Source organism: Pantoea sp. SGAir0175 (genome assembly GCF_043547855.1).
The window spans coordinates 443,003-466,342 of record NZ_CP028082.1 but is presented as its reverse complement, the minus strand read 5'-3'; the positions used below and the strand labels follow the sequence as shown (position 1 = coordinate 466,342).

Here is a 23,340-nt window from a genome sequence, read left to right as displayed (position 1 = left end):
CTATGAGAGCATTAATGCTGTTTTTTCTTTATAGGTAGAATCTGACTATTCGATTAAGAACAATCCTAACCTAGCTTTGATGCTCCGCCCATCCTGACAAATGATCAGTGCTTATCTATAAGGAGCGTTCGGCCACTTCTTGTAAGCGAAGACGAAAAGCATGAAAAAGTGAAGACCGGGACACGAGAGTAATAAGGCCATCTTCCATCCGAAACCAGCTTTCTGAGCCATGCGGAAGCATGGGATAAACATTAAAAACCAGATGATTGACGACAGGACTGCGAGAGGGTTTGGTTGTTCCATTAAGCGTTCTCCTTGAGTTGCATGCCTTCAGTATCGGCACTTAACCTTAATTATTCAGTGTGAATGAGCACTGTTTATGGCTTCTTTAGCAAATCAATCTGCAGAAGTAGGCGCTTATGTGTCTCGATCGCATCCCATATCTGGTCTTGAGTGTCACCGTCCCATTCGGGGCAAGCTGCTAGTTCAGAGCGAAATAGCTTCAGCCTGATATGGATAGCCGCCACTTCATCTCGATTGCATTTTGTCGCGATAAAGTTGAGTTGAGTGTCAGTTGTTCGCTCATAAAGCGACTGAACATCTCGGGATTTTTCGAATAACCGGGAGAGCTTATCCATAGCCTGAGGCTCCTATAATTGGGTCCAGGCCAATTATCGACAGTTAAACGTTAAAGTTCAGTATCCCTTTTGTATGTTGAGCTCCGCAAACAGACCCGCTCCGGCGGGTTTTTCATGCCCGTAAATTGAGGTTCCTATGGATGTTCAGGCTTACCGCGTAGCGGCGCCGGACTGAATCAGTTCATCCGTCGCGCGGCGCATAATTTCCGCCACCGGTTGAGGGATATTAAAGGGGGGCTTACCTGCTTCAAAATCCGCCTTAAAAGCGTCAAGCTTTGCCTGCAGCATAATGATGTTTTCTCTGAAAAGTTATTTAGGGTGATCTCTTAATTTCCGGGCGGCTTTACAACAGTCACTTACCGGGGGACAAGCGCGTTAATGCGTTCTGTGGCGCGCTGTACGGCGGGCCGGTTAATCATTTCATCAAACCAGCGAGCCACATTTGGTGTGTTTTCAAAACTCACCCCGGCAAACTCCCGACGCCACAGCCAGCCGAAGTGCGCAATATCAGCAATGCTGTATTCCTTTCCGGCAACAAACTGGCGGTCAGCCAGAAGGGTATCCAGCACCTTAAGGGTGCGGTCTGCTTCAGTAGTGAAACGCTGAATTGCCAGCGGCTGTGGTTCGGATGCCTGACGCTGGAAAAAACCTGCCTGACCGAAAGCCGGTCCCAGTCCTGAAGCATGAAAGAACAGCTGCTCAAATACCCGTGACCTGGCCGGGCTTGAAGCCGGTAAAAGCTTCCCCGTTTTTTCAGCAAGATAGATAAGGATGGCGGCCGACTCCGTCAGTACCAGCGGCTCAGATAAGGCATCAGTATCAACAAGCACAGGGACTTTGCCGTTGGGGTTTAAGGCCAGAAATTCAGCTGACTTCTGTTCCCCTTTACGGACGTTCACCGGGTGTAAAACATATTCAAAACCGAGTTCTTCGAGCGCGACAGGCACCTTGATGCTGTTAGGCGTGGCGAAAGCATGAATATCAATCATGATCATTTCCTGCTGAGAGTTTTGCCGGGCCAGCCCCGGCAAGCTGGAAATGATAATGGCTGGCATGAGACAGGAATGGTAGATATGCTCAACGGATAACATCTATTCTTCAGAGGAATAAAATGGATCGCTTTCAGGCAATGGCCACTTTCATTCGTGTTGTGGATACAGGCTCCTTCTCTGCAGCTGCCAGACAGCTAAACGTGGGCCAGCCTGCGATCTCCAAAATTGTTGCTCAGCTGGAGTCGCGATTACAGACCCGTTTGCTGACCCGATCGACCCACGGCCTGACGCCCACCGAGGCCGGGCAGCGCTATTATGAGCGTGCGCGTGCCGCCCTGCAGGAAGCCGAAGAGGCTGAACTGGCCGCCCGGGGAGCAGGAAAAGGCCTGTCCGGAAAGCTGCGGATTTCAGCCGCAACCACTTTTGCACGGCTGCATATCATTCCCCGCCTTCCGGCGTTCCTTGATGAGCATCCGGAACTGGATGTGGACGTGATCCTGGATGACAGAGTGATCGACCTGATTGCTGAAGGTATTGATATCTCACTGCGCATGGGAAATCTGCCCGACTCAGGTGTCGTCGCCAGAAAGCTGGCAACAGGACCCCGCTCAGTGATTGCCACGCCGGAATATCTCTCAGAAAGGGGGGAGCCGAAAACGCCAGCTGAACTCGCAGAACATCAGGCAATTCTCTATAACTCACAGCCCAGCCTCTGGTCATTTACCCGGCAGGGTGCCGTTGTGTCCACCGCCGTGAGCGGTCGCATCCGCGTCAGCGCCGCTGAAGGACAGCGAGCTGCCGTGCTGAGCCATATGGGGTTGTGTATTGCCTCCGACTGGATGTTTGCCGAGGAATTAAGAAACGGAACCGTTCAGAAGGTGCTGACGTCATGGCAACTGCCTTCCATCGACCTGTGGGCCGTATTCCCAAACGGACGACTAGCGAGTGCCAAAGCCCGGCAGTTTGCTGGTTTTGTTGAAACCATCATGGGGGAGAGTAGAACATGATATTCCATTCAGGAATAGTTGTTATCTGATTTCCAGGTGATCCCAATGTAACTGGAATGGAATAGTGTTGTTTCATGTCCAGCCACTCCGGTCTGGTAACAACAAGGATCGCCACTATGTCTACGTTTGAAACTTATCGTTATGCCTTTCCTAATGCCCGCCTGACCCGTAAACCCAATGGCGTACTGGAGGTTAAATTCCATACTGCCGGTGAAAAACTGGTTTTCAATGGCCATACCCACGAGCAGTTCGTCGAGCTCTTCCATGCCATCGGCGAAGACCGTGAAAACCGCGCAGTGATCCTGACCGGTTCGGGTGATGCCTTTATGGACGCGATCAGTTCGGAAGGATTTGATTTCTTCACCCCGGCAGGTTTCGACAAAATTCTGCGCGAAGGCAGAAAGGTGCTGAACAACATTCTGGATATCGAAGTTCCGATGATTACCGCGCTAAACGGCCCGGTGCTGCTTCACAGTGAATATGCCCTGCTGACCGATACCATTCTGGCCACCCCGGAAACCGTTTTTCAGGATAAACCGCATTTCGAATTCGGGATCGTCCCCGGTGACGGCGTGCACATTCTGTGGCCAGAAGTTATTGGATCGCTCCGGGGCCGCCACTTTTTGCTGACCCGTCAGGTGCTTGATGCGGAAACGGCGAAAGACTGGGGCGTAGTAAACGAAATTGTGCCCGCTGATAAGCTTCTGGCCCGCGCTCACGAAATTGCCGACGGGATTGCTGCACTTCCGCCACTGACCTCGCACTACACCCGGATTGCACTGACTCAGCGTCTTAAGCGTCTGGTAGATGAGGGGCTGGGTTATGGCCTGGCGCTGGAAGGTATCAGTGCCGCGCAGGTTGCCCACACACTGGCCCGGCAGTAAGCCTGTCGGATATTGACTCAGATTATTTGGCATTACTGAATTCATTTGATATTGCGCCAGGGCCCATGTGCTCTGGCTCAACGTGAGGTAGATTTAATGAACCCTTTATTCTCACCTGTGACTGCAGGAAAACTGCATCTGAACCATCGCGTCGTTATGGCGCCCACCACGCGCATGAGGACCGAACCGGGCGGTGTTCCCGGCAAGTTGATGAAAGAATATTACCGCCAGCGAGCGAGTCTCGGAGGGCTCCTTATCGCTGAGGCCACGGCGGTTTCGCCCTATGCGAATGCCTATGAAGATGCACCGGGAATCTTTACTGACGAGCAACAGGCGGGATGGCAGCGCCTGGTTGAAGCCGTGCATGCCAGAGGCGCTCAGATTGTACTGCAGTTGTGGCACCCGGGTCGTCAGTCCCTGCCTGAACTGTCAGCGGGACGTCAGCCCGTCGCGCCTTCAGCGCTCATCGCCAGAGATACTTATGGCGTGGTGAAAAATGAACGGGGATCCTATGAGGGCAAGCTTTTTCCTGTTCCTCGCGCTCTGGAACTGGATGAAATTCATGAGCTCATGGAGGAGTTACGGCAGGCAGCCATTCGGGCCAGAACTGCAGGATTTGATGGCGTTGAGCTCCATGCCGCCAACGGTTACTTACCTGAACAGTTTCTGCTGGATGGCAGCAATCAGCGCACTGACAGTTGTGGCGGCTCCCTTGAAAACCGTGCGCGCTTTCTGCTTGAGTCCGTTAGCGTACTGACTGATGTCTGGGGGCCGGGGCGCGTTGCTGTGCGCATTTCTCCCAGCGGGATATACGGTGATATGCATGACAGCGATCCGATAGCCACTTTCCGTTATCTGGTCGGGCAGTTGAACCTGTTTGACCTGGCCTATCTGCATGTTATCGAACCCCGCATCGTGGGGCCGGAAGACAGGGAGGCTGGCTATTATGCGGAGCCGGTAGCCAGCCGCGATTTGCGCGCATTTTATCATGGGAAAATTATTGCGGCGGGCGGCTTTAAACCAGAGGATGCCGGAATTACGCTGCAAAAAGGTGAGGCCGACCTGATTGCTTTTGGTCGTCTCTTTACCTCCAATCCGGACCTGCCAGAGCGTATAAGAAACGCTTTTCCTCTCGCTGCGTACAACCGTGACGCTTTCTTTGGCGGAGGTGAGCGGGGCTACAGTGATTTTCCTGCTCATTCACTGCTAACACCAAAAGAACGCCCGGTCTGAGTATACAACCATCAAAAGTTAACTGAGATTCGGTATTCCCATGGAATGCCGGATTTCAGATGAATGATCTTCAATCAAATATGAGTTTTTCAGACTCTGCAGCACTCCGCTTTCCGCTCATTGCGGAAATCAGAACGTCTTTCACCAGGGGGGCAACAAATGAAGCCATCAGGTTCTGCAGCTCAGAAACTATGTGAGAGGAGTGAAATCATGTTTCCAGTCGGTATTGCTGGGACGAGCTGCTGGCTGACGTTATGCGGGGGGAAAACCGGCTCGAAAAATATCAGTCTACTGACACGCCTGCAGACGTCATCGGTTCATGAATCAGAATGGCGCAGCTGCTCCATGAAGAAGTGAGAAATATTGAACGGCAGGTTAAAGCGGACATTCAGGCCAGCTCAGTTCTGAAACGGGATTGTGCGCTGCTGACGTCGATTAAATCTGTCTGGCCCCAACTGGGGATGCACATGCTGGTTGTGCTGCGCAGCCATAACGTTGAATCAGCAGATCAGGCTGCGGCTTTTCCGGGCGTGGTGCCTCTTGAAAAACGTTCGGGGAAGGCCACGCTTGTCTAAAATCGGCCGCCTCAGCTCAGAGCAAAGCTCTGCATGTCTGCCCTGTGCGGAAAAATTAACGGATGCGTAATATCTACAAGGAAATATGTCTCAGGGGCAAACCTAAAATGGTAGCCATCGATGTACTGATGCGAAAACGGGTTCACCGGTGCTATGGCGTTCTGAAAACGGCAACAGTTTTTTGTGATCTGGAATCAAGAGTTGCACTTAACGACTGATTTATATGAATCTTATTTTAAACTCTACCCAGGGATGTTGGCTTTGTCTTCATAATAAACAGGCTCTGCGCAGGATATTTTTGGTTTCCTGGCAAAGCCTTATGAGGCACAGGATGGACTCAAAAGAATCTGTCTGTACCCTGGGAAAGGATCTCAGTCGGTTTCGACGATGAACATCCGTGCTTCCTGAGCTTCCCGGCGTTCGGCCTTGATAGGTGCGTATTTTTCAGAGTTGTAGAAGGCTAACGCCTGGTTGAGAGTTGGAAACTCAAATACGCCAGCTAATGGCAGAGGCACTTCATCGCCTTCAAGAACTTCCGACACGGAGCCAAAATGCAGAATTCGCCCGCCGGCTTCTTTCAGAGCTGCCTGAAACCGGGGAGCGAGTTTAGACTGCCTGTCAGGGTCGATAACACGCAGATTGATGTGCACGTACGCTGGCATAATGCTTCTCCTGTTGTTAAATAATGCATATACAGTATTATTCGTTGATCGGGATTTCAAGAGGTACCTCATGAGCGGTTTTGATCCAAAATATTTCAGGGATGTAGCAGCTGAATGTCCGGGATTTCAGGCACGTGCCACGGCGCGCGCAGTCACGCGCTACTACAATGTCTATTTCAAATCGCTCGGTCTGACCGCTGAGCAATTCAGCCTGTTGGTTGGAATTGGAGCTTTCGAGGGCGCCACAATAGTTGATCTTGCGGCCAGCGCGGGTGTTGATGCGACAACCCTGAGCCGAAATGTTCAGAACATGGAATTGAGAGGTTTAGTCCGTTCCGAAGGTGGACGCGGCCGCGCAGGAAAGCGGCTAAATCTGACGCATTCCGGATACCAGCTCATGGCAGAAGCCTTGCCTGTATGGAAATCAGCTAAAGATAAGTTATCCATTATGATGGGTGATGACCGACTCCGGTCAGCAACACGGGCAATGGAGGAGTTAGCCAGGGCAATAAATATCGACCAGAGCCCTGAAGCAGATCGCAACTCCCACAATAAAAATACGGTAGCTGAATGACAATTCCCCCGTATCAGCACTCCTGATTGAGCATCTTGAAAAAAATAGGTTTCCTCAATATGAACAATTTTTTACCTCATTTTTTTGGGCATGCAGAGCGTTCAGGTGTGAAGTTGGATGGCGCCGTACGCCCGGCGTAGCCGCTTACAGCCGTATAAATCGTGCCATACCCTACCTTTCCCTGTATATGCCCAGAAAGTGCGGGCATGCTCATATGCGCGTCAGCACTGGGCTAAGCAGGTATTCTCAAAAAACAGGTGTGGAGTATGGGGCTTATAACACGGGACGAGTGAAGAGTTACATGCTTTCACATACTGACCATTGGGATGTTGGTACTTTGTAAAAATGCATGCTGAATCTCCGTTCTGTGCCAAAAGCAGTCGATGTTAAGTCTGCAATGCATTAATTGGCAGGGATCAGATCAAACACTCTCCCAGTTTTCTATAATCTAAAATGCTCTCTGTTACATAAGACAGCCATGACTATGGCTAATTCGCTTAATATGGATTAAAATTAGTTATCTGTACTACCATTCCCACCTTTCAAATTGCGAGGTTGTGATATGCGCCATTTATTTGTATGTCTCGATGGTACGGGAAATAGCCCAGGGCAAACCGATATAGAGTACATTGTCAGAAATAAATCCCCGCTCAGTAGTGTCGAAAGTAACGTGCTAAAAATATGGTGCGCTCTAACCGGAAATAAAGAAAAATACAAACCAACTGACCTTATTGATAGTGAGGAATATAAATATTATGGACTGATTTCTTCTCTGAAAATTGGTGATGAATATTTGGGAGAAGCTTTATATATAAATGGAGTGGGGTCTCAGGGTGATCAAGAAAAAATGAAGTATGAGGGTGCAACGGGCTCTGGGACAAACGCACGGATTCTCGATGCATACCGGTTTTTAGCAGAACGTTATACGTCTGGTGACAAAATTTATCTCTTTGGGTTCAGCCGCGGGGCTTTTTCCGCGAGGAGCCTAGCCAGTTTTATACGTCATTTGGGAATGCCATTGGCTAGAAGGATTATTCCCGAGAAGGAATTGCCGGCATTGTGGGCATCATACCGCAATAACCTTCCCTACAGCGGTGGACTGTCGTCATCTTTAACTGGGAATGACTCGGTGGAGATCGAGTTTCTGGGACTTTGGGATACAGTAGGTTCATTGGTATTTCAGGACACATTTAACAAATTTCACCAGATTTCGCCTAAAGGAATAAAACATGTTCGACATGCCCTCGCCCTCGATGAAGTTCGCCCACATTTTTCGCCGATGTACTGGAACAACTTAAATGAGTACGAACAGATTGTTAAGGAAGTCTGGTTCTGTGGGGTCCACAGTAATATTGGTGGAGGATATCAGGTGCGGGGCTGTCAAATATCTCCTATATATGGATGCTCCGTGAGCTTGCCGAAGCCTCAGGGTTTCCAGGGCGCCTGGAAAAAGCTCCAGAATACCCTGCCGAGGCTGCTGAGCCAGCACATGAAATGCGTGACTCCTATTCAGAATTTTACAGTGGCCTTAAAATTGTTCTTGCTTCCCTAAAAGGGGGGATGACAGTGCGTAAAATCACTGAACGACAAACATTCCATCCTTCGGTATTTGAATGGATGAAAATGGGTTGGTACAAGCCAAGAGCTATCCTACAGGGAGGCAATCCAGTGACCATCGATTATATCAAAAAGCGTCTGAACAGCGCTGCTGACTGGCCTCTAGAGGGTGACTGACTTGAATCGTGGCATAACGCTGTTAGCGGAGAGGATTCTGCATCAACTAACTCAGCCAGATGCACTTATTTTTACAATATACATTCAATGAGAAGAGTAAAAACTTCCCTGTTCTGCAAGAAAACTAAGAATCTCCGGGTGATCCAACTTCTTTTGGGTCATAAGAAACTGGAAAGCACAGTCCGTTATCTCGGTATTGAAGTGGATGATGCTCTGGAGATAGCTGAGTCTATTGAAGTTTAATTTGTGAGGGCTGCAACAGCATTCCTGTGCCAAAAGTGGACGTTACGAACGTTGGTAAGGTTGTTGAAATCCGGCTCATGAAATCTTCAAATCTAACGGAACTTAAAGAAAAATATGGAGAATGCCAATGCATTATGTTCCCTCTGCCGGACTTAATTATCGCTGTCTCAGCCACACTGACTGGCCATTTTATCTGGCATTAAATCAGGACCGCCATGTTATGAATTTCATTAGCGATTCACGAACGGAAGAGGAGATCAGAACCCACTCCTTTGAGAAGCGCTTGCAACCGTGGCAAAAAGGCAGTGAACACTGGCTGTGTCTCGTTATCAGTCAAAAGAATACACATTTACCCATTGGAGTAACTGGCTTTATTGAGCGTAGTGAGGGCATTGCGGAAGTAGGATTCATACTTGCTTCGGAATTTCATGGCAAAGGTTTTGGCAGCGAGTCTCTAAAAGATATTGCTCGTTTTGCATTTAACACACATGGATATCACAAGCTAACAGCGACAGTTACCTCGGGTAATGAAGCCTCACGCAGGACATTGCTTAAGGTAGGATTTCAACATGAGGGCACATTAAGGCAAAACTATTTTCTTCAGGATCGCTGGCAGGATGACTGGGTTTTTGGATTGTTAAAAGACGAATTCAGTCATTAAGCATGCTTTACCTGAGATATACATCAATTATCAAAGTCAGCTACTCGCTCACAGCGGCCCTTAGCTCAATAAACTCGTCCGCTCAGTGCCAGAAGCGGAGATTGCAGATCTGGAGTGTATACGCCAGACTGGAGACAAACAGGAGCGCAGGTCAGCCAGTCTTTTTTGCATGAGTGTAAATATCAGGACGTGTGATACTCCATGCATAGTTTTCCCGATTAACAGGCTCGTAGCCAAACTTTTCATAGAGCCAGGGCGCTGTGGTTGTAAACAACATGATCCTGCGAAGCCGCTCAAAAACCGGATGATCATGTATGCATTGCATCACCCATCTACCCAACCCTTCTCCCTGATATTCCTCCAGGATATAAACATCACAAAGGTAAGCAAACGTAGCGTAATCTGTTATTAAGCGCGCGAAACCAATCTGGGCGTCATCGTGATAAACACCGAAATTAAGGCTGTTTTCAACGGATGCACGGACAAGAGCCAGATCAATCCCTTTAGCCCAGGTTGATCTCGTGAGATAGAGATGGATAGCCTGCACATCCAGTTTTTTTCTGTCTGTACTTATCAGGTAGTTATCTTTATGCCACTCATAGTTCTCTGAAATAGTCACGCTCAATCCTGTTTAAGAATTCCCGGGAAACCTGACCTTATCACCTGATGGAAAATCGGACTATCAATACTTCTCAGGAAAAAAATGAATCCTGCACTCTTATGCCAGCGTTTCATTCAGCGCTTTTGCGCAGCGGGCTTCCTTTCCTGGAAAATAGTGTCCATCATTACTGGACAGGAGTAATCAGCCGGTATCAGGCCCCATGATGAACTCCCCGGCTGATTCAGCGTTATGCATCCAGACTAATAACCACTTTCCCGATATGTCCGGCAGCCTCAAGGTAGCGATAAGCTTTCCGTGTATCGGCAAAAGTGAAAATACGATCAATTACGGGATAAATCGTGGAGGTTTCAATCGCCCTGACCGCCGCGCGCAAATCTGAAGTCGAACCCGTATTGTTACCCACAATATTCAACTTCTTTTGCATTACGGGCAGAACAGGCATGCTGACTTCAGCACCACCAACAAAGCCAATAACGAAAATGGTTCCGTTATGAGCTGCTGCGTTAATCGATTTCGCAAATGTTGAGCCACCCACTGATTCCAGTACGAGATCAGCGCCATGCCCCTCAGTCAGCTTAAGCACCCGTTGATCCCATTCGGGCACCTCGTGATAGTTAATTCCATCATCCGCACCCAGGGCTTTCACTCTGTCCAGTTTTTCATCAGAAGAGGAAATGATGATCACCCGTGCACCTGCTGCCTTCGCATATTGCAATGCAAACAGACTCACCCCTCCCGTGCCAAGCAGTAAAACTGTGCTGCCGGGCTGTATTTTACCGCGCACTATAGCGTTCCATGCGGTCGTTGCGGCAATGGGTAACGTCGCTGCCTGCTGCCAGTTGAGAAAGTCGGGTATACGCACCAGTGACTTAGCAGGCACTACAGCGTATTCTGCCAGCCCACCGTTGGTTGTAACTCCGCGTAATGTTTGATGATGTTCGGATCGTATTGCTCCAGCATGCCAGTGAGACATCATACCCGGTACCACACGTTCGCCAATTTGCCAGCCTTCAACTCCTTCTCCAGACTCAACAATTTCCCCCGCGCTGTCTGCACCAGGAATAACCGGCTGCGAAACAGCGCCGAAAATTTCCCCCGCGCTGTCTGCACCAGGAATAACCGGCTGCGAAACAGCGCCGAATTTACCAGTGGCCAGCGCCAAATCAAGGTAATTCAGACTCACAGCATGCTGACGAATCAGCACTTCGCCATACCCTGGTTGTGGTCGTGAAATATCACATATTTTTAAGCCGTCTATGCCTGCAGTGGATAAGTGGATAGCTTTCATGGTGTCCCCCGGTTCAGTTAATACGATCATTTTGAGGCAGAACTGACGCTATAATGAGCCTGAAAAACAAATAACTGTTGCATGAGGTGCAATAATGCATGATGACGATTATCGTCAGCGGGAAGCTTTTCTTGCGGTAGTGCGCGCTGGCAGCTTTAGTGCTGGTGCGCGCGATTTGGGAAGAGATGTCTCTGTCGTTTCCCGGCGTGTAGCTGCATTAGAAAAACGTCTGGGAATTCGCCTGCTGGAACGCACCACCCGCCGCATACGTCCCACAGAAGAGGGCTTACGCTATCGGCAAAAAATTGAATTGGCAGATGAACTGCTGCGGGAAGCGGAAGAGGAAGCCCGTGATTTGGCAGCGCGTCCGGCCGGGACGATTCGCCTTACCGTTCCAGCCTCATTCGGACGAAAGTGGGTCGTACAGGCCTTACCATTCTTTTTAAAAGCCTATCCCGACATCCGTATTGTGCTGCACTGCAGCGATCGCTACGTAGATTTACTGGGTGATAATTTTGATATGGCAATCCGTATTGGTGTTCTGAAGGACAGCAGATTAATTGCCCGAAAGCTGGCAAATACAAGTCGCATTTTATGTGTCGCGCCGGATTACCTGGAGCGCCATTCTCCTGTAACACACCCTCAGGACCTTCGTAAGCATGATTGCCTGGGTTTCACGCCCATGCACAGCTGGCCCGAATGGCGACTCGAGAAAGACGGTCAACAGATAGCGGTACCAGTTAAGACGCGTTACGAGAGTGACGAAATGGATGGGCTTATACTGGCCGCTCAATCGGGTATGGGGATATTACTCGCGGCCAACTGGCTGGTACAGAAAGAACTGGCTGAGGGTTCACTGGTGCCAGTGCTGTCGGACTGGCAGGCAACAGGCGAGGATGGTGTCTGGTTAATGAAACCTTCAAGCCAGTTGCAGTCGGCAAAAATCAGTGCATTAACAGACTGGCTGACTTCATGGTTTTCTACACCCCGCTGGTAGCCTGCGGGACGCAATATGAAACAGCCTGTCACCTGTACTGAATAGCAGATGGGTTAGGTATGTACAGCTTGTGCAGTCCAGCAGTCGACATACCCCGTAATAATGTCGGCGCTCCTGGAGGTAATAACGTATTTCTTCACGCTGATGCCGCTCCACTTCGTCATGGAACACCGGCAGGTTAGATCGCTCTTTATAGGCTACGGCAGACTCAGCTAAACCCCGTTAACACTGCTCCGGCGGAATCATGATGTCATATAACCTTGCTGCCCGATGCAGATAACAGCGGGACATAAATTGCCAGCTTGAGTGCAGGGGAGTCATTTGACGTAAACGTTGAATAGCAGAATGTCCGCGTTATCCCGTCCTTCCCTGTGAGTTTTTTCTCTCCGGAAACCGGCGCCGTTATCACATGCTCACTCCACCATGTATCAAACTCCGGGCATTCACGGCTTAAGCGTTCTACCAGCGCAGTGAAGGTCTCATTGTCTGCATTTCGTGAATAACTGGAATGAAACAGGCCAAGCATTCTCTGTGCCTCTGCAGGCCAGGTGTCGCCAAAAAGGTATCTGGCCTCCTCTGTAGTGAACATGAAAACCATGATATTTCGCTCATTTGCAGCCAACAGGCTGAAGTCCGTGATGACCTGTTCTGCTGCAGAATTCCACACCAATACATCCCATCTGGCATTGGTGATGTAGGCAGGCTCATTCAGCGCCCTGACCAGATGCGATAAGCTAGCCGGGACTTCCTGTTCGATATCTGCACTTTTTTTCCGGCCTGTCAGTGTTCTCAGGTGCAGTAATTCTGCCTCGTTCAGCTGCAGAGCTTTACCCAGGGCGTTAACTATCCGTTCGGAAAGCGTGCTGACCCGTCCCTGTTCGATTTTGGTATACCATTCCGTACTTATTCCCAGCATCGCCGCAACTTCCTCACGCCTTAACCCGGGCGTTCGCCGTCTTTCTGGCACGGCAGAGGAGGGGCGCTCAGGCTTCACCCTGGCACGTCGTGAACGTAAAAACTGACTGAGCTCAGTATTCTTAACCATTTTTTGAACCTGGTAGTAAATTATACCTGTATAAAACTAGTGTATTTTACGCCGTTTTGGGTGGCCCTATGATGGTTTCATATTGTTCTATGCCCTCAGGAGAATATGACCATGAAAGCTGCTGTGCTTACTGCCTTTGGCCACCCGCTAGACGTTAAGAATGTGCCTGCACCGGTGATGGGAACCGGGGAAGTCATTGTCGATGTGGTTGCGGCGCCCGTTCTCTCCTACACGAATGAAGTACTGAGTGGGGAAAGAAAATATCTTTTACCTGTGCCGGTCATCCCGGGCTGTGGTGCCATCGGAAAGGTTTGCCAGACCGGCCCTGACGCAGCCTGGCTGAAACCAGGAGACTGGGTATTTTGCGATCCGACGGTGCGTTCCCGTGACAACGCGCTGTCGCCAGAAATTGTCCTTCAGGGATGGAGTGCCCGTGGTGAAGGAGGACAAAAAATCCAGCAATATCACCTGAATGGCAGTCTTGCTGAACAAATACGCATTCCGACTGAAAACGCAGTGCCCATTGGCGACATATCGCCTGCAGAAGCGGGGCGGTGGTGTGCCATCAATACGCTGCTTATAGCCTATGGCGGATTGTTATCTATGGATTTGAAAGCGGGAGAGCGCCTGCTGGTCAGTGGTGCAACCGGTAATTTCGGCAGCTCTGCTGTGCTTGCTGCCCTGGCCATGGGAGCCCATAAAGTCATCGCACCGGGCCGTAGTGAACGGGTGCTGAACGATTTGAAAAAACGTTTTGGATCGCGTGTGGAAACAGTAAAGCTCACAGGCACAGCAGAGATCGATATTGCTGCCATGAAGCACATGGCCGGGGGACCCATTGATGCGGTCCTTGATTTCCTTCCGCCGTCTGCGCAGGCCTCTGTCGCCCGGAATGCGATTATGTCAGTCAGACCTTATGGTCGTGCAGTCCTTATGGGCGGTGTTGGCATGCTGGGTGGGGACGATCTTTCGCTACCTTATCCCTGGATAATGCGTAACCTCATTACCGTAAAAGGGCAGTGGATGTATGAACCTTCGGCAGTCCCTACGCTCTGCGGCCTTATACGCGCGGGACTGCTTGATCTGAGCCACTATGACGTAACCGAGTTTCCGCTTGAGAGAGTGAATGATTCAGTCGCGCATGCTGCGAAAAACAGCGGGCCGTTTAAACTCACCGTCGTGCGTCCCTGACCAAAGGCGCCGCGTTGGGCCGGATTGCTCTCCTACGACGGCCCTGCGTATGGGTTCAATCACAAAATTCTGGCACAAAAAAGCCCGCTGCGCGGGCTTGATAAGAACCGATTAATGCGGAATCTCAGAGACCTCTTTGACATCCGCTTTGTTGATCTGCTGTTTGACACCATTGGCATCAACGTAGCCCAGCAGTCCGCTTTCCGCTTCCTGCGGTTTACCATCGCTGACAATGGTACGGCCATCATTGGTATGAATGGCGTAGCTGGTACGGGTACAGCCGGTCAGGGCGCTCAGTGCCACAATGGCTGCCAGTGGTAACAAAATCACTTTTTTCATGTCGCTCTCCCTATCGAGTAGATCAGTTGTTCAGTTCACTCATATTGGTGATCTGGTCACGGTTAATCTGTTCTGTTTTACCGGTTTGCGCATCTTTATAAGAGACCAGGCCAGTATCACTATCCACCTGTGGCTTACCATCGGTGACGATAGTACGTCCGTCGGTGGTTTTAATCGCCTGATTCGATGAACAGCCGGCGATGGCAAAAATCGATGTCAATAACACAGCCGCTACAGTCAGTTTTTTCATAGTAATTTCCCTGATTGGTCTGAAGTCCAGCTATAAGCGTAGAACAAAATCCGGATTCTGGTCTGACCTGACCCGCTTTCTTTGCACAATTAATGCGGTTTAGCGTGCAATTGATGAGGAGGAAATTACCAGGCGCGGCTAATGTGTTTCGCCGCGTATATTGGGAAGGCAGGATAGCGTTGCGATATTACTCAGCGGCCAGGCGACCAAGCAGCAGAGAAAAAATAGCCTCGTAATGCGTTTTCAATATCACATCGTCGCACTGGTCGAGACGTGCTATTAGCGCGACAAACAGGGTTTTTCGGTTCAGCAACTTGCCGCTACACAAAATTTCCTGCACCAGCGTGCCAAGTAACTCATGCTGCTTTGCCTGCAGCGATCCACCAGTCCATGGTAATGCATCTTCAGAATTATTATGAAAAGGATCGTATCGCATCATCATTACCCTGATAGCAGTGCGTTAATTCAGCTTTTTGGCCAGCAGCCTGATCGCATTATCGCAGGCCTGCTGGATGGCCGGATTCTCCGAGCGCAAGCCCGTGCGATACAGCGCGCCAATTATTTGCTGAACAGATAAGGTTTCACCCGGTTGTACAATCTGTGTGACGACTTTGCCCAATAAAAGATAGATCTCATCGGCATCTTCTAATTCATCGTGCTTCACTCAACCCCCGGAACAAATAAACATAAATCTAAGTAATATGTTACTGACTGATAAATATTATTAAGCGCGCGATTCCAGGGTTTAAAAAGTTATCGCGGCGAATATTAATTAGGAAACGCCTATTTCCTAATAGGCCAGACGAATCAGTCCAGAATGCTGAGCACCATATTAATGGTTTCTTTGCCATTAGTCACATCCTGAATTTTGCCTACCACACGCATACCAAATGCCACGCAAAGCAGCAGTCCGGCGGCGGTGTCGGCATCCAGTCGTGGCGAAATCGATCCGTCCTCTTGCCCCTGCTCAACCAGCGAAGTCAGGAAGTTGCGGTTGCGTAATACCGCTTCACGCACCAACTGGGATAACTCTTCATCCAGCGTTTGCAGTTCCACGGTACTGCCAACCACCAGGCAGCCGCGTCTGCCCTCGATCTCGCTGGCTGAGTCGAGATAAAACTGCAACAGCTCAGCAATGCGCGCCCGGCCGGTCGGGTACTGTTGCAAACGGGTGCGCAGGTCCACATTGCGCAGCAGGATGTAGCGCTCAAACACCCGCAGAAACAGGGAACGTTTATCCTGAAACGCTTTATAAATACTGCCCGCCGTCAGGTTCATCGCTTCACCTAAATCGGCAATCGAGGCCGCATGAAAACCCTTCTGGCGGAACACGATCATAGCGCTGTCGAGCGCTTCGTCGATATCAAAGTTGCGCGGTCTGCCGCGCTCTCTGGCAGCCGGCGCCGGACTGGGTTTACTGGTCATAATGCGTGCTATTTAGAATGAATCGTTTCCAAATTATCCGGCTTATCGGTGACAGGGTCAAATCCTGCCCAAACGGCTGGCCCGGCGTGCGCTGATCGACAGCGAGCCGCGTTAATGTTCAGCCCTGCTAGTTGAGAATTTTTGACCGCCGGAGGATGATAAACCTTTTGCCGGGCCGGGACCTTTTCATGCTGATCTCCACTGAGGATACGCGCACTTTCAACACCGACATCCGCCTGGCGGCGACGCTGGCCGCCGTGGCGGGCGCACTGAACACTGCGGCGTTCGAAACGGTTGGTTTCTTCTCCGCCAACATGACCGGTAACGTCTCATCCCTGTCCGATCATCTGGCGAAAGCCAATCTGCATATCGGGTTGTTCTTCCTGCTGATTGTGCTGTTATTCATCGCCGGTTCGTCGGTTTCCACGCTGATCATTAATTCCGGCCGCAGGCGGCAGATACGCGGCATCTACGCCATCAATATTCTGCTGGAGGGCATTGCGTTGCTGGTGCTGGGGATTGTCGAAAGCGGCTTTCATTTCAGCCAGGGCGGCGTATTACTGATTCTCAGCCTGAGCTTTCTCATGGGCCTGCAAAATGCCGTGGTAACGCGCATCTCCAATGCCCGCGTGCGCACGACGCACGTTTCCGGCACGTCAACCGATATCGGCATTGAGCTGGCGATGCTGTTCGACGTGCTGCGTCGCAAAGAGTCACCGAAAGACGCGCCGCTGTACATTGAGCGGCTAAAACTGCATTGCTACACCGTGCTGGCATTTCTCGCTGGCGGCGTGCTGGGCATTCTGCTGCTGCAGTGGCTAAGCTACGCGCTGCTGATCGTCATTGGGTTACTGCTCAGCGCGCTGGCGCTGTCGGCGCTGAAACGTGCGGGCAGCAACCCGCTTCACGCCCGCTAAGGAAGGGAATCATGATCTCGCTCGACGACCGCCTGCAAGTTATCTGGCAGTTGCTTAGCACTGCCACCACATCGCGTTCAGCTTTCACCCTGATGCAGCTGGCAACGGTGAGTGCCGACGGTCAGCCCAGCCTGCGCACCGTGGTGATACGGCAGTTTTTGCCCGCGCTGCCGGCCCTGCGTTTTACCGCCGATCGGCGCAGCGCCAAAATGCAGGATATTGCAGCCCAGCCGCAGGTGGCGTTACTGGCTTATGATGCCGCCAGTCGCGTTCAGCTCAGGCTGGCAGGCACGGCTCAGCGCGTTGACGATGCACAACAGCGTGCCGCAGCCTGGCATGCATTGCGCCCACATTCGCACGCGTTGTTTCTGTCACCGGTCAGGCCGGGCAGCGTGATTGCTCATCCTGATGACGCACTGCCTGCCAGCGCGCAAAAGGCGGGCACCGGGCCAGACGAGCACTTTGCGCTGGTGCAGATCACCTTGCTCAGCGTGGAGTGGCAGGATGTCAGCCGCGAGCCCCATCAACGCGCGCGATTTGAGGCCACTGCGGATGGCTGGCAGGGCAGCTGGCGCGTGCCCTGAGATTTATTGTTCCGCCGGTGTTTTTGCCTGACGCGGGCGGCCAGCCGCACCGGCGCACACCAGCGCCAGCAGCACCATGATCAGTACCGGCAGCATCGCCATGCGCAATCCGGCATGTTCGCCGATAAAGCCCAGTCCGGGCGGGCCGACCAGAAACGCCAGATAGCCCAGCGTGGCGGCAATCGTGACGCGCACCGCGCTGTTATGGCCATCGCCCGCCGCCGAGACCGTTAGCGGGAAGCCGAGCGACGCGCCGACGCCCCAGAACAGCACGGCCGCCGCCGCCAGCCATGGGTTATCGGAGAAAATCACCAGCGTCAGCCCCAGCGCGGCGGAGAATGCGCTGGCGCGCAGTACCCAGACACGGCCCAGACGATCAACCACCAGCCCACCGAGAAAGCGCCCCAGCGTCATGCCGGCGGTGAAGCCCGCGTAGACCAGCGTGCTTTGGGTATGAGTGAGGTTATGGCCGTCGATCATCAGTAACGGCAGCCAGTCGTTAGCTGAGCCTTCCGCCAGCGCCATCGCCAGAATCACCACGCCGAGCACCAGCAGCTGGCGGTCACGCAGTTCACGTCCAACCTGGGCCAGAAAGCCGCCATGATGCGGCTGTTCGCTGCGTTCGCTGTCGCTGGTGGCGGGCAGATGGCGCAGCGCCAGGGCGGCAATCAGCAGGTTAACCAGCAGCACCACGCTAAAGTGCCAGTGGGTGCTGATATCGGCTGCGGTCATGGCCAGCCCCGCCAGTGCGCCGATCAGCGTGCCGAAACTGAAGAAGCCGTGAATGATTGTCATGATTGACTTGCCGATGCGCCGCTCAAACGCTGCCCCTTCGACATTAACCACCACATCCATCAGCGCGGTTCCGCCGCCCAGCAACACCAGACTGGTAAACACCAGCCCGCTACTGGCGAGCGTTAACGCGACGGTCATCAGCACCAGGCCACCGAGCAGGATCAGGTAACCCGAGCGCATCACCCGGCTGGTGCCAAAGTGCGCGACCAGCTTACCGGCCAGCAGCACGCCCAGCATGGAGCCACAGGAGAAGCCAAACAGAATCAGGCCCATCATTTCCGTCGAGGCGTGCAGCACATCGCGCATAAAGGGGGTGCGGCTAACCCAGGAAGCCCAGGTAAAGCCAGGAATAAACATCAGGCCAAAGATGGCCCATTTACCGCGTGTCTGTTGCTGAGGGTGCATAAGATTCCTTTAGGGAGCGGCGGGCATGCGGAGGTGAAACGCTTTCGTTGCTGATTACCATTAGTATGGTTCACAGAATAGCAGTTTTGCTGACGCTCGTTGAGGCAATGTCGCTCGCGTCAGCGCGCCGGGGAGAATTCGTCAGTGGGAGAAAGCCCCTCCGCGCGGCGACGCGGAGGAGGAGGGAATTAGAAACTCTGCCAGTCGGCATCGCTGGCCACTGCCAGGCGCGCAGGCTGTGGCGCTTTGTGGCTGACTGCCGCAGGCCTGATCGCCGGCGTTGCGCCGGATTCCGCCAGCACGAATCTGGCGACCAGCTGGTTGAGGGTTTCGGCCTGCTCCTGCAGCGATTGCGACGCGGCTGAGGCCTGTTCCACCAGCGCGGCGTTCTGCTGCGTCACATCATCCATCTGATTCACCGCCTGCTGCACCTGGCTGATGCCCTGACTCTGCTCAACCGCGGCCGCGGCGATTTCGCTCATCAGTTCGCTGACCTGATGGATAGCGTCATTCATCACCTGCATATTGCTGCTGACGTCGCTGGCCTGGGCGGCCCCGGCTTCAGTCAGTCGATGCGACTCTTCAATCAGTCCCTTAATTTCGCGTGCGGCGGAAGTGGAGCGCTGAGACAGGCTGCGTACTTCGCCGGCCACCACCGCAAAGCCCTTGCCGTGCTCACCGGCGCGTGCGGCTTCGACTGCGGCGTTGAGCGCCAGAATATTGGTCTGGAAAGCGATGCCTTCGATCATCGAAACAATGTCCGTGACCTTGCGCGAGCTGCCACGAATGTCATCCATGGTCGAGAGCATGGTGCTGAGCGAGGTACCACTTTTTTCCGACAGCGAACTGGCGTTAGCCGCCAGCTGGCTGGCCTGACGCGTGTTATCGGCGGTCTGACGTACGGTTTCACTCAGTTCAGTCATGCTGGCCGCGGTCTGCTCCAGCGAGGCGGCTTGCTGTTCGGTACGCGCAGAGAGATCTTCATTGCCGGCGGCGATTTGCACCGATGCGCTGCTTACCGAATGCGACGCGCTGCGCACGGCACTCAGCGAACCGGCCACGCTGCGCATCAGCTGATTGAAAGAGTGCGCCATGGTGCCCACCTCATCGCGACGGCTTTCGTCGGCGCTGAGCGTCAGGTCGAGATTTTCACTGGCGCGCATCATGACTTTGCCGACATCGGACAGACTGCGACGAATGCGCAGCACGGTGAACAGGGCGAACAGGCCAAAAATAATCACTGTGGCTATCACGCCGGTAATGGTGGTCCACAGCACTTCATGGAAGGTGCTGAGGTTGGTGGCGCGTAACTCATCGCCGATAGAAATATTCAGCATCAGCTGCTGCTGGTAATTGGTGACCAGCTGGCGAATGGCGGCACCAATGCCGTTCTGCCCCTCGATCAGATCAAGGCTGATGGCGTTCTGATGCGCGCGCGAGGCAGTGAGAAACGCCGGCAGCCGCTCGCTCACGCGCTGAATATTGGCAAAGGCCAGCTCGGTCAGGCGCTTATCTTCGTCACTGGAGAGGTTGTGAGTCAGGTAGTAATCGGTGAGCGATTTCAGGCCGCCGATCTGTTTATCAATGTCCGCTTCAACCGCAGGCATATTGCTGTCCTGCAGCTGAGTCTGATGTTTGTAAAGCGTCAGCGCCAGCTGATTGCTGCGGTCAATCAGCGTATTGAGGTCTTTAATCGACGGAATGGCGTTAGTCTGCACGTACTCAAAGCGCTCCTGAAAGCCGGACAGCAGTGAGATGGCGAGCACGGCTTGCAGAATGATGGCGCCAAACAGCATGGTAAAGGTCAGTAACAATCGTTGGGAGATGTTCATCTTATTATCCTTAATCTAAACGCACCCCGACGCCTGACGCGGCGGGTACAAGGGCAGATTAAAGAACATCGGCAGATTGTGGTTTTTAGTTAATGAAATTTTAGTGCCGGGTAGCAGAAGAGTCTGGCGGGTTAACAGTGGAGCCGGTCGCCGTGAACGGCGACCCTACGGTGCATGTCCCGTTGTTTCCGCAGGGTGCGCATTCATGCGCACCTGGAAACCTGGAGTGCATGTCCCGTTATTTCCGCAGGGTACGCATTCATGCGCACCTGGATACCGGGAGTGCATGTCCCGTTGTTTCCGTAGGGTGCGCATTCATGCGCACCTGGAAACCGGCACCCCGCGCACAACTCACGGCCGGCGGAACAGCGCCAGGCTGCGGCCCTCCAGCTCAAAATCCTTCTCTTTGGTAATCACCAATCCCTTACTGGCGCTGTCGGAGGTGGTCAGCTCCAGCACCCAGCCGCCTTCACCAAACTGCGGGATGCGGAACGGCACATTGCCTTCAAACGGATTGAACAGCATCAGCACATCGTGCCAGATACCCTCTTCGGTTTGCAGGTCCGGACGCCCGATGTACACGCCGAGCGTCGAGCCCTCATCCCACTGTTCCGCCTGCTGGAAACCGCCGCCGGCGTTAAACCATTTAATCTCCATGCCGTCGCGCCAGCTTTCACGTCGCAGCAGCGGCTGCTGCGTGCGCAGCGCAATGATTTGACGGGTGAAATCGCGTAACGCATCAGCGGAAGCCGGCAGATCTTCCCAGTGCAGCCAGGAAATCTCGCTGTCCTGACAATAGCCGTTATTGTTGCCCATCTGGCTGCGGCCAAACTCATCGCCCGCCAGCAGCATCGGGGTGCCGTGCGAGAAAAACAGCGTGGCGAGGAAATTACGTTTCTGCCGCTCGCGCACTGCGTTAATGCCTTCGTCGTCGGTGGGGCCCTCGGCACCGTAGTTGTAAGAACGGTTATCGTTATGGCCGTCGTTGTTATCTTCCCCGTTGGCATCGTTGTGCTTGTCGTTGTACGAGACCAGATCGTTCAGCGTAAAGCCATCGTGCGCGGTGATAAAATTGACGCTGGCCCACGGGCGGCGGCCGCGTTGATCGTACAGATCGCCGGAACCAAGCAGGCGCGCGGCAAAGTCGGTTGAGACGTTGTCGCCTTTCCAGTACTCACGCACCGTGTCGCGATATTTGTCGTTCCACTCAGCCCAGCCGGGCGGGAAGCCACCGACCTGATAGCCACCAGGCCCGATGTCCCAGGGTTCGCCGATCAGCTTCAGCTTTGACAACACCGGATCCTGCGTCATGGCATCAAAGAAGCCGCCGCGCTGATCGAACCCTTCCGGCTCTCGGCCGAGAATAGTGCCGAGGTCGAAGCGAAAACCGTCGATATGCATCGATTCTGCCCAGTAGCGCAGCGAATCCGTCACCAGCTGCAGCACGCGCGGATGGGAGGTATTCACCGTGTTGCCAGTGCCGGTATCGTTGATGTAATAACGGTGCTGATCCGGCAGCGTGCGGTAGTAGGAGAAGTTATCAATCCCTTTGAACGACAGCGTCGGCCCCAGTTCGTTGCCTTCCGCGGTGTGGTTATACACCACGTCGAGAATCACTTCGATGCCGGCATCGTGGAAAGCGCGCACCATGTCGCGAAAGCCCTGAATACCGCGCGGGCCAAAATAGCGGCTGGCAGGCGCGAAAAAGGCCAGCGAGTTATAGCCCCAGAAGTTTTTCAGTCCGCGATCCAGCAGATGCTGATCGTCCGGGAACCAGTGCACCGGCAGCAATTCCACTGAGGTCACGCCAAGGCTTTTGATGTAATCGACGGTAGATTTGTGGCTCATGCCGTCATAGGTGCCGCGCATCTCTGCCGGAATGGCCGGATTAAGCTGGGTGAAACCTTTGACGTGGGTTTCATAAATCACCGTGTTGGACCACGGAATGCTGGGGCGGTTATGGTCCTGCCAGTCAAACTCATTGGTATCAATTACCCGACACTTGGGGGTAAACGGCGCGCTGTCACGGGTATCCAGCGTCAGATCTTTATCTTCGTGCAATAAATCGTAAGCGAAGTGCGCTTCATTCCAGTCGATGTTGCCCTGCAGCTCGCGGGCGTAGGGATCAATCAGTAATTTACTTGGGTTAAAACGGTGACCGTTTTCCGGATCGAAGGGTCCGTGAACGCGATAGCCATACAGCGCGCCGGGTTTCAGCCCGGGCACGTAGCCGTGCCAGATTTCGTGGGTATATTCCGGCAGATCGAAGCGGGCAATTTCATGCTGACCGCTCTCATCGTACAGACAGAGTTCGACCCGTTCCGCGTGTGCTGAAAACAGCGCAAAATTGACGCCGTCCCCATCAAAGTTGGCGCCGAGCTGGTGCCCCGATCCAGCGGTGATTTCTAAAGGTTTACCGTTAGACATTCAATCCTCTCCATCCAGTG

Annotated in this window: 25 protein-coding genes and 3 pseudogenes; 12 read left to right on the top strand and 16 right to left on the bottom strand. The window is 52.8% G+C overall.

Features of this window, described 5'->3' with window-relative positions; translation table 11 throughout:
- Window positions 1–377 precede the first annotated feature (377 nt).
- The 3 genes and pseudogenes from C1N56_RS21425 to C1N56_RS21415 all read right to left on the bottom strand — a co-directional run bounded on the left by C1N56_RS21425 (window position 378) and on the right by C1N56_RS21415 (window position 1,627).
- Entirely contained in the window at window positions 378–638 is a 261-nt protein-coding gene (locus tag C1N56_RS21425) for a hypothetical protein (protein ID WP_058775123.1), read from the bottom strand.
- Window positions 639–791: 153 nt separating this feature from the next.
- Window positions 792–929, bottom strand: a pseudogene (locus tag C1N56_RS21420) (AhpC/TSA family protein); the annotation flags it as partial.
- A gap of 65 nt (window positions 930–994) precedes the next feature.
- Window positions 995–1,627, bottom strand: a complete 633-nt coding sequence (locus C1N56_RS21415) for a glutathione S-transferase family protein (protein WP_104187752.1) — start codon at window positions 1,625–1,627, stop codon at window positions 995–997.
- A 122-nt stretch (window positions 1,628–1,749) separates the two neighbouring features.
- Between C1N56_RS21415 and C1N56_RS21410 the strand changes: the two genes are divergently transcribed.
- From C1N56_RS21410 to C1N56_RS21395, 4 genes are all read left to right on the top strand, one after another.
- Entirely contained in the window at window positions 1,750–2,637 is an 888-nt protein-coding gene (locus C1N56_RS21410; protein ID WP_394517531.1) for a LysR family transcriptional regulator, read from the top strand.
- Between the two features lie 116 nt (window positions 2,638–2,753).
- Window positions 2,754–3,521 (top strand): enoyl-CoA hydratase/isomerase family protein, encoded by a 768-nt coding sequence (locus C1N56_RS21405; RefSeq protein WP_127835098.1) that lies wholly within the window; start codon window positions 2,754–2,756, stop codon window positions 3,519–3,521.
- Between the two features lie 96 nt (window positions 3,522–3,617).
- The gene (locus C1N56_RS21400; protein ID WP_394517530.1) at window positions 3,618–4,754 is read left to right on the top strand and encodes an alkene reductase; all 1,137 of its coding nucleotides are present in this window, start codon (window positions 3,618–3,620) and stop codon (window positions 4,752–4,754) included.
- A gap of 329 nt (window positions 4,755–5,083) precedes the next feature.
- Entirely contained in the window at window positions 5,084–5,329 is a 246-nt protein-coding gene (locus tag C1N56_RS21395) for a transposase (protein WP_240656219.1), read from the top strand.
- Window positions 5,330–5,700: 371 nt separating this feature from the next.
- Here the strand turns inward: C1N56_RS21395 and C1N56_RS21390 are convergent, their stop codons facing one another.
- Complete coding sequence (locus C1N56_RS21390) at window positions 5,701–5,991, bottom strand: DUF1330 domain-containing protein (RefSeq protein WP_104187151.1); 291 nt, start codon at window positions 5,989–5,991, stop codon at window positions 5,701–5,703.
- A 70-nt stretch (window positions 5,992–6,061) separates the two neighbouring features.
- On the opposite strand from C1N56_RS21390, the gene C1N56_RS21385 reads away from it, so the two are divergent.
- The 4 genes and pseudogenes from C1N56_RS21385 (at window position 6,062) to C1N56_RS21370 (ending at window position 9,203) form a co-directional block, all read left to right on the top strand.
- Window positions 6,062–6,565, top strand: coding sequence for a MarR family winged helix-turn-helix transcriptional regulator (locus tag C1N56_RS21385; RefSeq protein WP_058775134.1), 504 nt, complete (start codon window positions 6,062–6,064; stop codon window positions 6,563–6,565).
- A gap of 562 nt (window positions 6,566–7,127) precedes the next feature.
- Window positions 7,128–8,117: a phospholipase effector Tle1 domain-containing protein gene (locus C1N56_RS21380; RefSeq protein ID WP_394517528.1), complete on the top strand. Its 990-nt coding sequence runs from the start codon at window positions 7,128–7,130 to the stop codon at window positions 8,115–8,117.
- 254 nt (window positions 8,118–8,371) lie between these two features.
- A pseudogene (locus tag C1N56_RS21375) lies at window positions 8,372–8,542 on the top strand (integrase); the annotation flags it as partial.
- A gap of 127 nt (window positions 8,543–8,669) precedes the next feature.
- Window positions 8,670–9,203 (top strand): GNAT family N-acetyltransferase, encoded by a 534-nt coding sequence (locus C1N56_RS21370; protein WP_104187154.1) that lies wholly within the window; start codon window positions 8,670–8,672, stop codon window positions 9,201–9,203.
- A 151-nt stretch (window positions 9,204–9,354) separates the two neighbouring features.
- On the opposite strand, the gene C1N56_RS21365 is transcribed toward C1N56_RS21370, so the two are convergent.
- Entirely contained in the window at window positions 9,355–9,822 is a 468-nt protein-coding gene (locus C1N56_RS21365; RefSeq protein ID WP_104187156.1) for a GNAT family N-acetyltransferase, read from the bottom strand.
- 229 nt (window positions 9,823–10,051) lie between these two features.
- Complete coding sequence (locus C1N56_RS21360; RefSeq protein ID WP_394517527.1) at window positions 10,052–11,113, bottom strand: zinc-dependent alcohol dehydrogenase family protein; 1,062 nt, start codon at window positions 11,111–11,113, stop codon at window positions 10,052–10,054.
- Between the two features lie 94 nt (window positions 11,114–11,207).
- Here C1N56_RS21360 and C1N56_RS21355 point away from each other — a divergent pair, with 94 nt between their 5' ends.
- Entirely contained in the window at window positions 11,208–12,110 is a 903-nt protein-coding gene (locus C1N56_RS21355) for a LysR family transcriptional regulator (RefSeq protein WP_058775118.1), read from the top strand.
- Here C1N56_RS21355 and C1N56_RS21350 read toward each other — a convergent pair.
- Together C1N56_RS21350 and C1N56_RS21345 are read right to left on the bottom strand one after the other, a co-directional pair.
- Window positions 12,084–12,314, bottom strand: a pseudogene (locus C1N56_RS21350) (DNA polymerase III subunit theta); the annotation flags it as partial. The gene C1N56_RS21355 and the pseudogene C1N56_RS21350 sit on opposite strands and share 27 nt — an antisense overlap.
- A 46-nt stretch (window positions 12,315–12,360) precedes the next feature.
- Entirely contained in the window at window positions 12,361–13,155 is a 795-nt protein-coding gene (locus C1N56_RS21345) for a helix-turn-helix transcriptional regulator (protein ID WP_394517526.1), read from the bottom strand.
- 111 nt (window positions 13,156–13,266) lie between these two features.
- On the opposite strand from C1N56_RS21345, the gene C1N56_RS21340 reads away from it, so the two are divergent.
- Window positions 13,267–14,346 carry a zinc-binding dehydrogenase gene (locus tag C1N56_RS21340; RefSeq protein ID WP_394517525.1) on the top strand — a complete coding sequence of 360 codons (1,080 nt, stop codon included), beginning with the start codon at window positions 13,267–13,269 and terminating at the stop codon, window positions 14,344–14,346.
- A 111-nt stretch (window positions 14,347–14,457) separates the two neighbouring features.
- Here the strand turns inward: C1N56_RS21340 and C1N56_RS21335 are convergent, their stop codons facing one another.
- The 5 genes from C1N56_RS21335 to C1N56_RS21315 all read right to left on the bottom strand — a co-directional run bounded on the left by C1N56_RS21335 (window position 14,458) and on the right by C1N56_RS21315 (window position 16,360).
- On the bottom strand, window positions 14,458–14,685 hold the full coding sequence (locus C1N56_RS21335; protein ID WP_021508704.1) for a YgdI/YgdR family lipoprotein: 228 nt from the start codon (window positions 14,683–14,685) through the stop codon (window positions 14,458–14,460).
- A gap of 22 nt (window positions 14,686–14,707) precedes the next feature.
- A complete protein-coding gene (locus C1N56_RS21330; protein WP_021508703.1) occupies window positions 14,708–14,935 on the bottom strand; it encodes a YgdI/YgdR family lipoprotein in 228 nt (75 codons plus the stop codon).
- Between the two features lie 187 nt (window positions 14,936–15,122).
- Window positions 15,123–15,377: a biofilm development regulator YmgB/AriR family protein gene (locus C1N56_RS21325; protein ID WP_125310694.1), complete on the bottom strand. Its 255-nt coding sequence runs from the start codon at window positions 15,375–15,377 to the stop codon at window positions 15,123–15,125.
- A gap of 18 nt (window positions 15,378–15,395) precedes the next feature.
- A complete protein-coding gene (locus tag C1N56_RS21320) occupies window positions 15,396–15,599 on the bottom strand; it encodes a hypothetical protein (protein ID WP_021508701.1) in 204 nt (67 codons plus the stop codon).
- A gap of 143 nt (window positions 15,600–15,742) precedes the next feature.
- Entirely contained in the window at window positions 15,743–16,360 is a 618-nt protein-coding gene (locus tag C1N56_RS21315; protein WP_394517524.1) for a TetR/AcrR family transcriptional regulator, read from the bottom strand.
- Between the two features lie 188 nt (window positions 16,361–16,548).
- Here C1N56_RS21315 and C1N56_RS21310 point away from each other — a divergent pair, with 188 nt between their 5' ends.
- Window positions 16,549–17,277 (top strand): YoaK family protein, encoded by a 729-nt coding sequence (locus tag C1N56_RS21310; protein ID WP_394517523.1) that lies wholly within the window; start codon window positions 16,549–16,551, stop codon window positions 17,275–17,277.
- An 11-nt stretch (window positions 17,278–17,288) separates the two neighbouring features.
- Window positions 17,289–17,861 carry a pyridoxamine 5'-phosphate oxidase family protein gene (locus tag C1N56_RS21305; RefSeq protein ID WP_394517522.1) on the top strand — a complete coding sequence of 191 codons (573 nt, stop codon included), beginning with the start codon at window positions 17,289–17,291 and terminating at the stop codon, window positions 17,859–17,861.
- A 3-nt stretch (window positions 17,862–17,864) separates the two neighbouring features.
- On the opposite strand, the gene C1N56_RS21300 is transcribed toward C1N56_RS21305, so the two are convergent.
- The 3 genes from C1N56_RS21300 to glgX form a co-directional block, all read right to left on the bottom strand.
- Entirely contained in the window at window positions 17,865–19,061 is a 1,197-nt protein-coding gene (locus tag C1N56_RS21300; protein WP_394517521.1) for an MFS transporter, read from the bottom strand.
- A gap of 188 nt (window positions 19,062–19,249) precedes the next feature.
- A complete protein-coding gene (locus C1N56_RS21295; protein WP_282955211.1) occupies window positions 19,250–20,893 on the bottom strand; it encodes a methyl-accepting chemotaxis protein in 1,644 nt (547 codons plus the stop codon).
- 351 nt (window positions 20,894–21,244) lie between these two features.
- On the bottom strand, window positions 21,245–23,320 hold the full coding sequence (gene glgX / locus C1N56_RS21290; protein ID WP_394517520.1) for a glycogen debranching protein GlgX: 2,076 nt from the start codon (window positions 23,318–23,320) through the stop codon (window positions 21,245–21,247).
- Window positions 23,321–23,340: the final 20 nt, after the last annotated feature.

Bases quoted from the DNA above. Each gene is read 5' to 3' on its own strand.
- C1N56_RS21355 (WP_058775118.1), top strand. From the start codon at position 11,208: ATGCATGATGACGATTATCGTCAGCGGGAAGCTTTTCTTGCGGTAGTG.
- C1N56_RS21410 (WP_394517531.1), top strand. From the start codon at position 1,750: ATGGATCGCTTTCAGGCAATGGCCACTTTCATTCGTGTTGTGGATACA.
- C1N56_RS21325 (WP_125310694.1), bottom strand. From the start codon at position 15,377: ATGATGATGCGATACGATCCTTTTCATAATAATTCTGAAGATGCATTA.
- C1N56_RS21405 (WP_127835098.1), top strand. From the start codon at position 2,754: ATGTCTACGTTTGAAACTTATCGTTATGCCTTTCCTAATGCCCGCCTG.
- glgX (WP_394517520.1), bottom strand. From the start codon at position 23,320: ATGTCTAACGGTAAACCTTTAGAAATCACCGCTGGATCGGGGCACCAG.
- C1N56_RS21425 (WP_058775123.1), bottom strand. From the start codon at position 638: ATGGATAAGCTCTCCCGGTTATTCGAAAAATCCCGAGATGTTCAGTCG.
- C1N56_RS21385 (WP_058775134.1), top strand. From the start codon at position 6,062: ATGAGCGGTTTTGATCCAAAATATTTCAGGGATGTAGCAGCTGAATGT.
- C1N56_RS21315 (WP_394517524.1), bottom strand. From the start codon at position 16,360: ATGACCAGTAAACCCAGTCCGGCGCCGGCTGCCAGAGAGCGCGGCAGA.
- C1N56_RS21345 (WP_394517526.1), bottom strand. From the start codon at position 13,155: ATGGTTAAGAATACTGAGCTCAGTCAGTTTTTACGTTCACGACGTGCC.
- C1N56_RS21390 (WP_104187151.1), bottom strand. From the start codon at position 5,991: ATGCCAGCGTACGTGCACATCAATCTGCGTGTTATCGACCCTGACAGG.
- C1N56_RS21380 (WP_394517528.1), top strand. From the start codon at position 7,128: ATGCGCCATTTATTTGTATGTCTCGATGGTACGGGAAATAGCCCAGGG.
- C1N56_RS21415 (WP_104187752.1), bottom strand. From the start codon at position 1,627: ATGATTGATATTCATGCTTTCGCCACGCCTAACAGCATCAAGGTGCCT.
- C1N56_RS21340 (WP_394517525.1), top strand. From the start codon at position 13,267: ATGAAAGCTGCTGTGCTTACTGCCTTTGGCCACCCGCTAGACGTTAAG.
- C1N56_RS21305 (WP_394517522.1), top strand. From the start codon at position 17,289: ATGATCTCGCTCGACGACCGCCTGCAAGTTATCTGGCAGTTGCTTAGC.
- C1N56_RS21335 (WP_021508704.1), bottom strand. From the start codon at position 14,685: ATGAAAAAAGTGATTTTGTTACCACTGGCAGCCATTGTGGCACTGAGC.
- C1N56_RS21400 (WP_394517530.1), top strand. From the start codon at position 3,618: ATGAACCCTTTATTCTCACCTGTGACTGCAGGAAAACTGCATCTGAAC.
- C1N56_RS21295 (WP_282955211.1), bottom strand. From the start codon at position 20,893: ATGAACATCTCCCAACGATTGTTACTGACCTTTACCATGCTGTTTGGC.
- C1N56_RS21370 (WP_104187154.1), top strand. From the start codon at position 8,670: ATGCATTATGTTCCCTCTGCCGGACTTAATTATCGCTGTCTCAGCCAC.
- C1N56_RS21360 (WP_394517527.1), bottom strand. From the start codon at position 11,113: ATGAAAGCTATCCACTTATCCACTGCAGGCATAGACGGCTTAAAAATA.
- C1N56_RS21330 (WP_021508703.1), bottom strand. From the start codon at position 14,935: ATGAAAAAACTGACTGTAGCGGCTGTGTTATTGACATCGATTTTTGCC.
- C1N56_RS21310 (WP_394517523.1), top strand. From the start codon at position 16,549: ATGCTGATCTCCACTGAGGATACGCGCACTTTCAACACCGACATCCGC.
- C1N56_RS21395 (WP_240656219.1), top strand. From the start codon at position 5,084: ATGGCGCAGCTGCTCCATGAAGAAGTGAGAAATATTGAACGGCAGGTT.
- C1N56_RS21300 (WP_394517521.1), bottom strand. From the start codon at position 19,061: ATGCACCCTCAGCAACAGACACGCGGTAAATGGGCCATCTTTGGCCTG.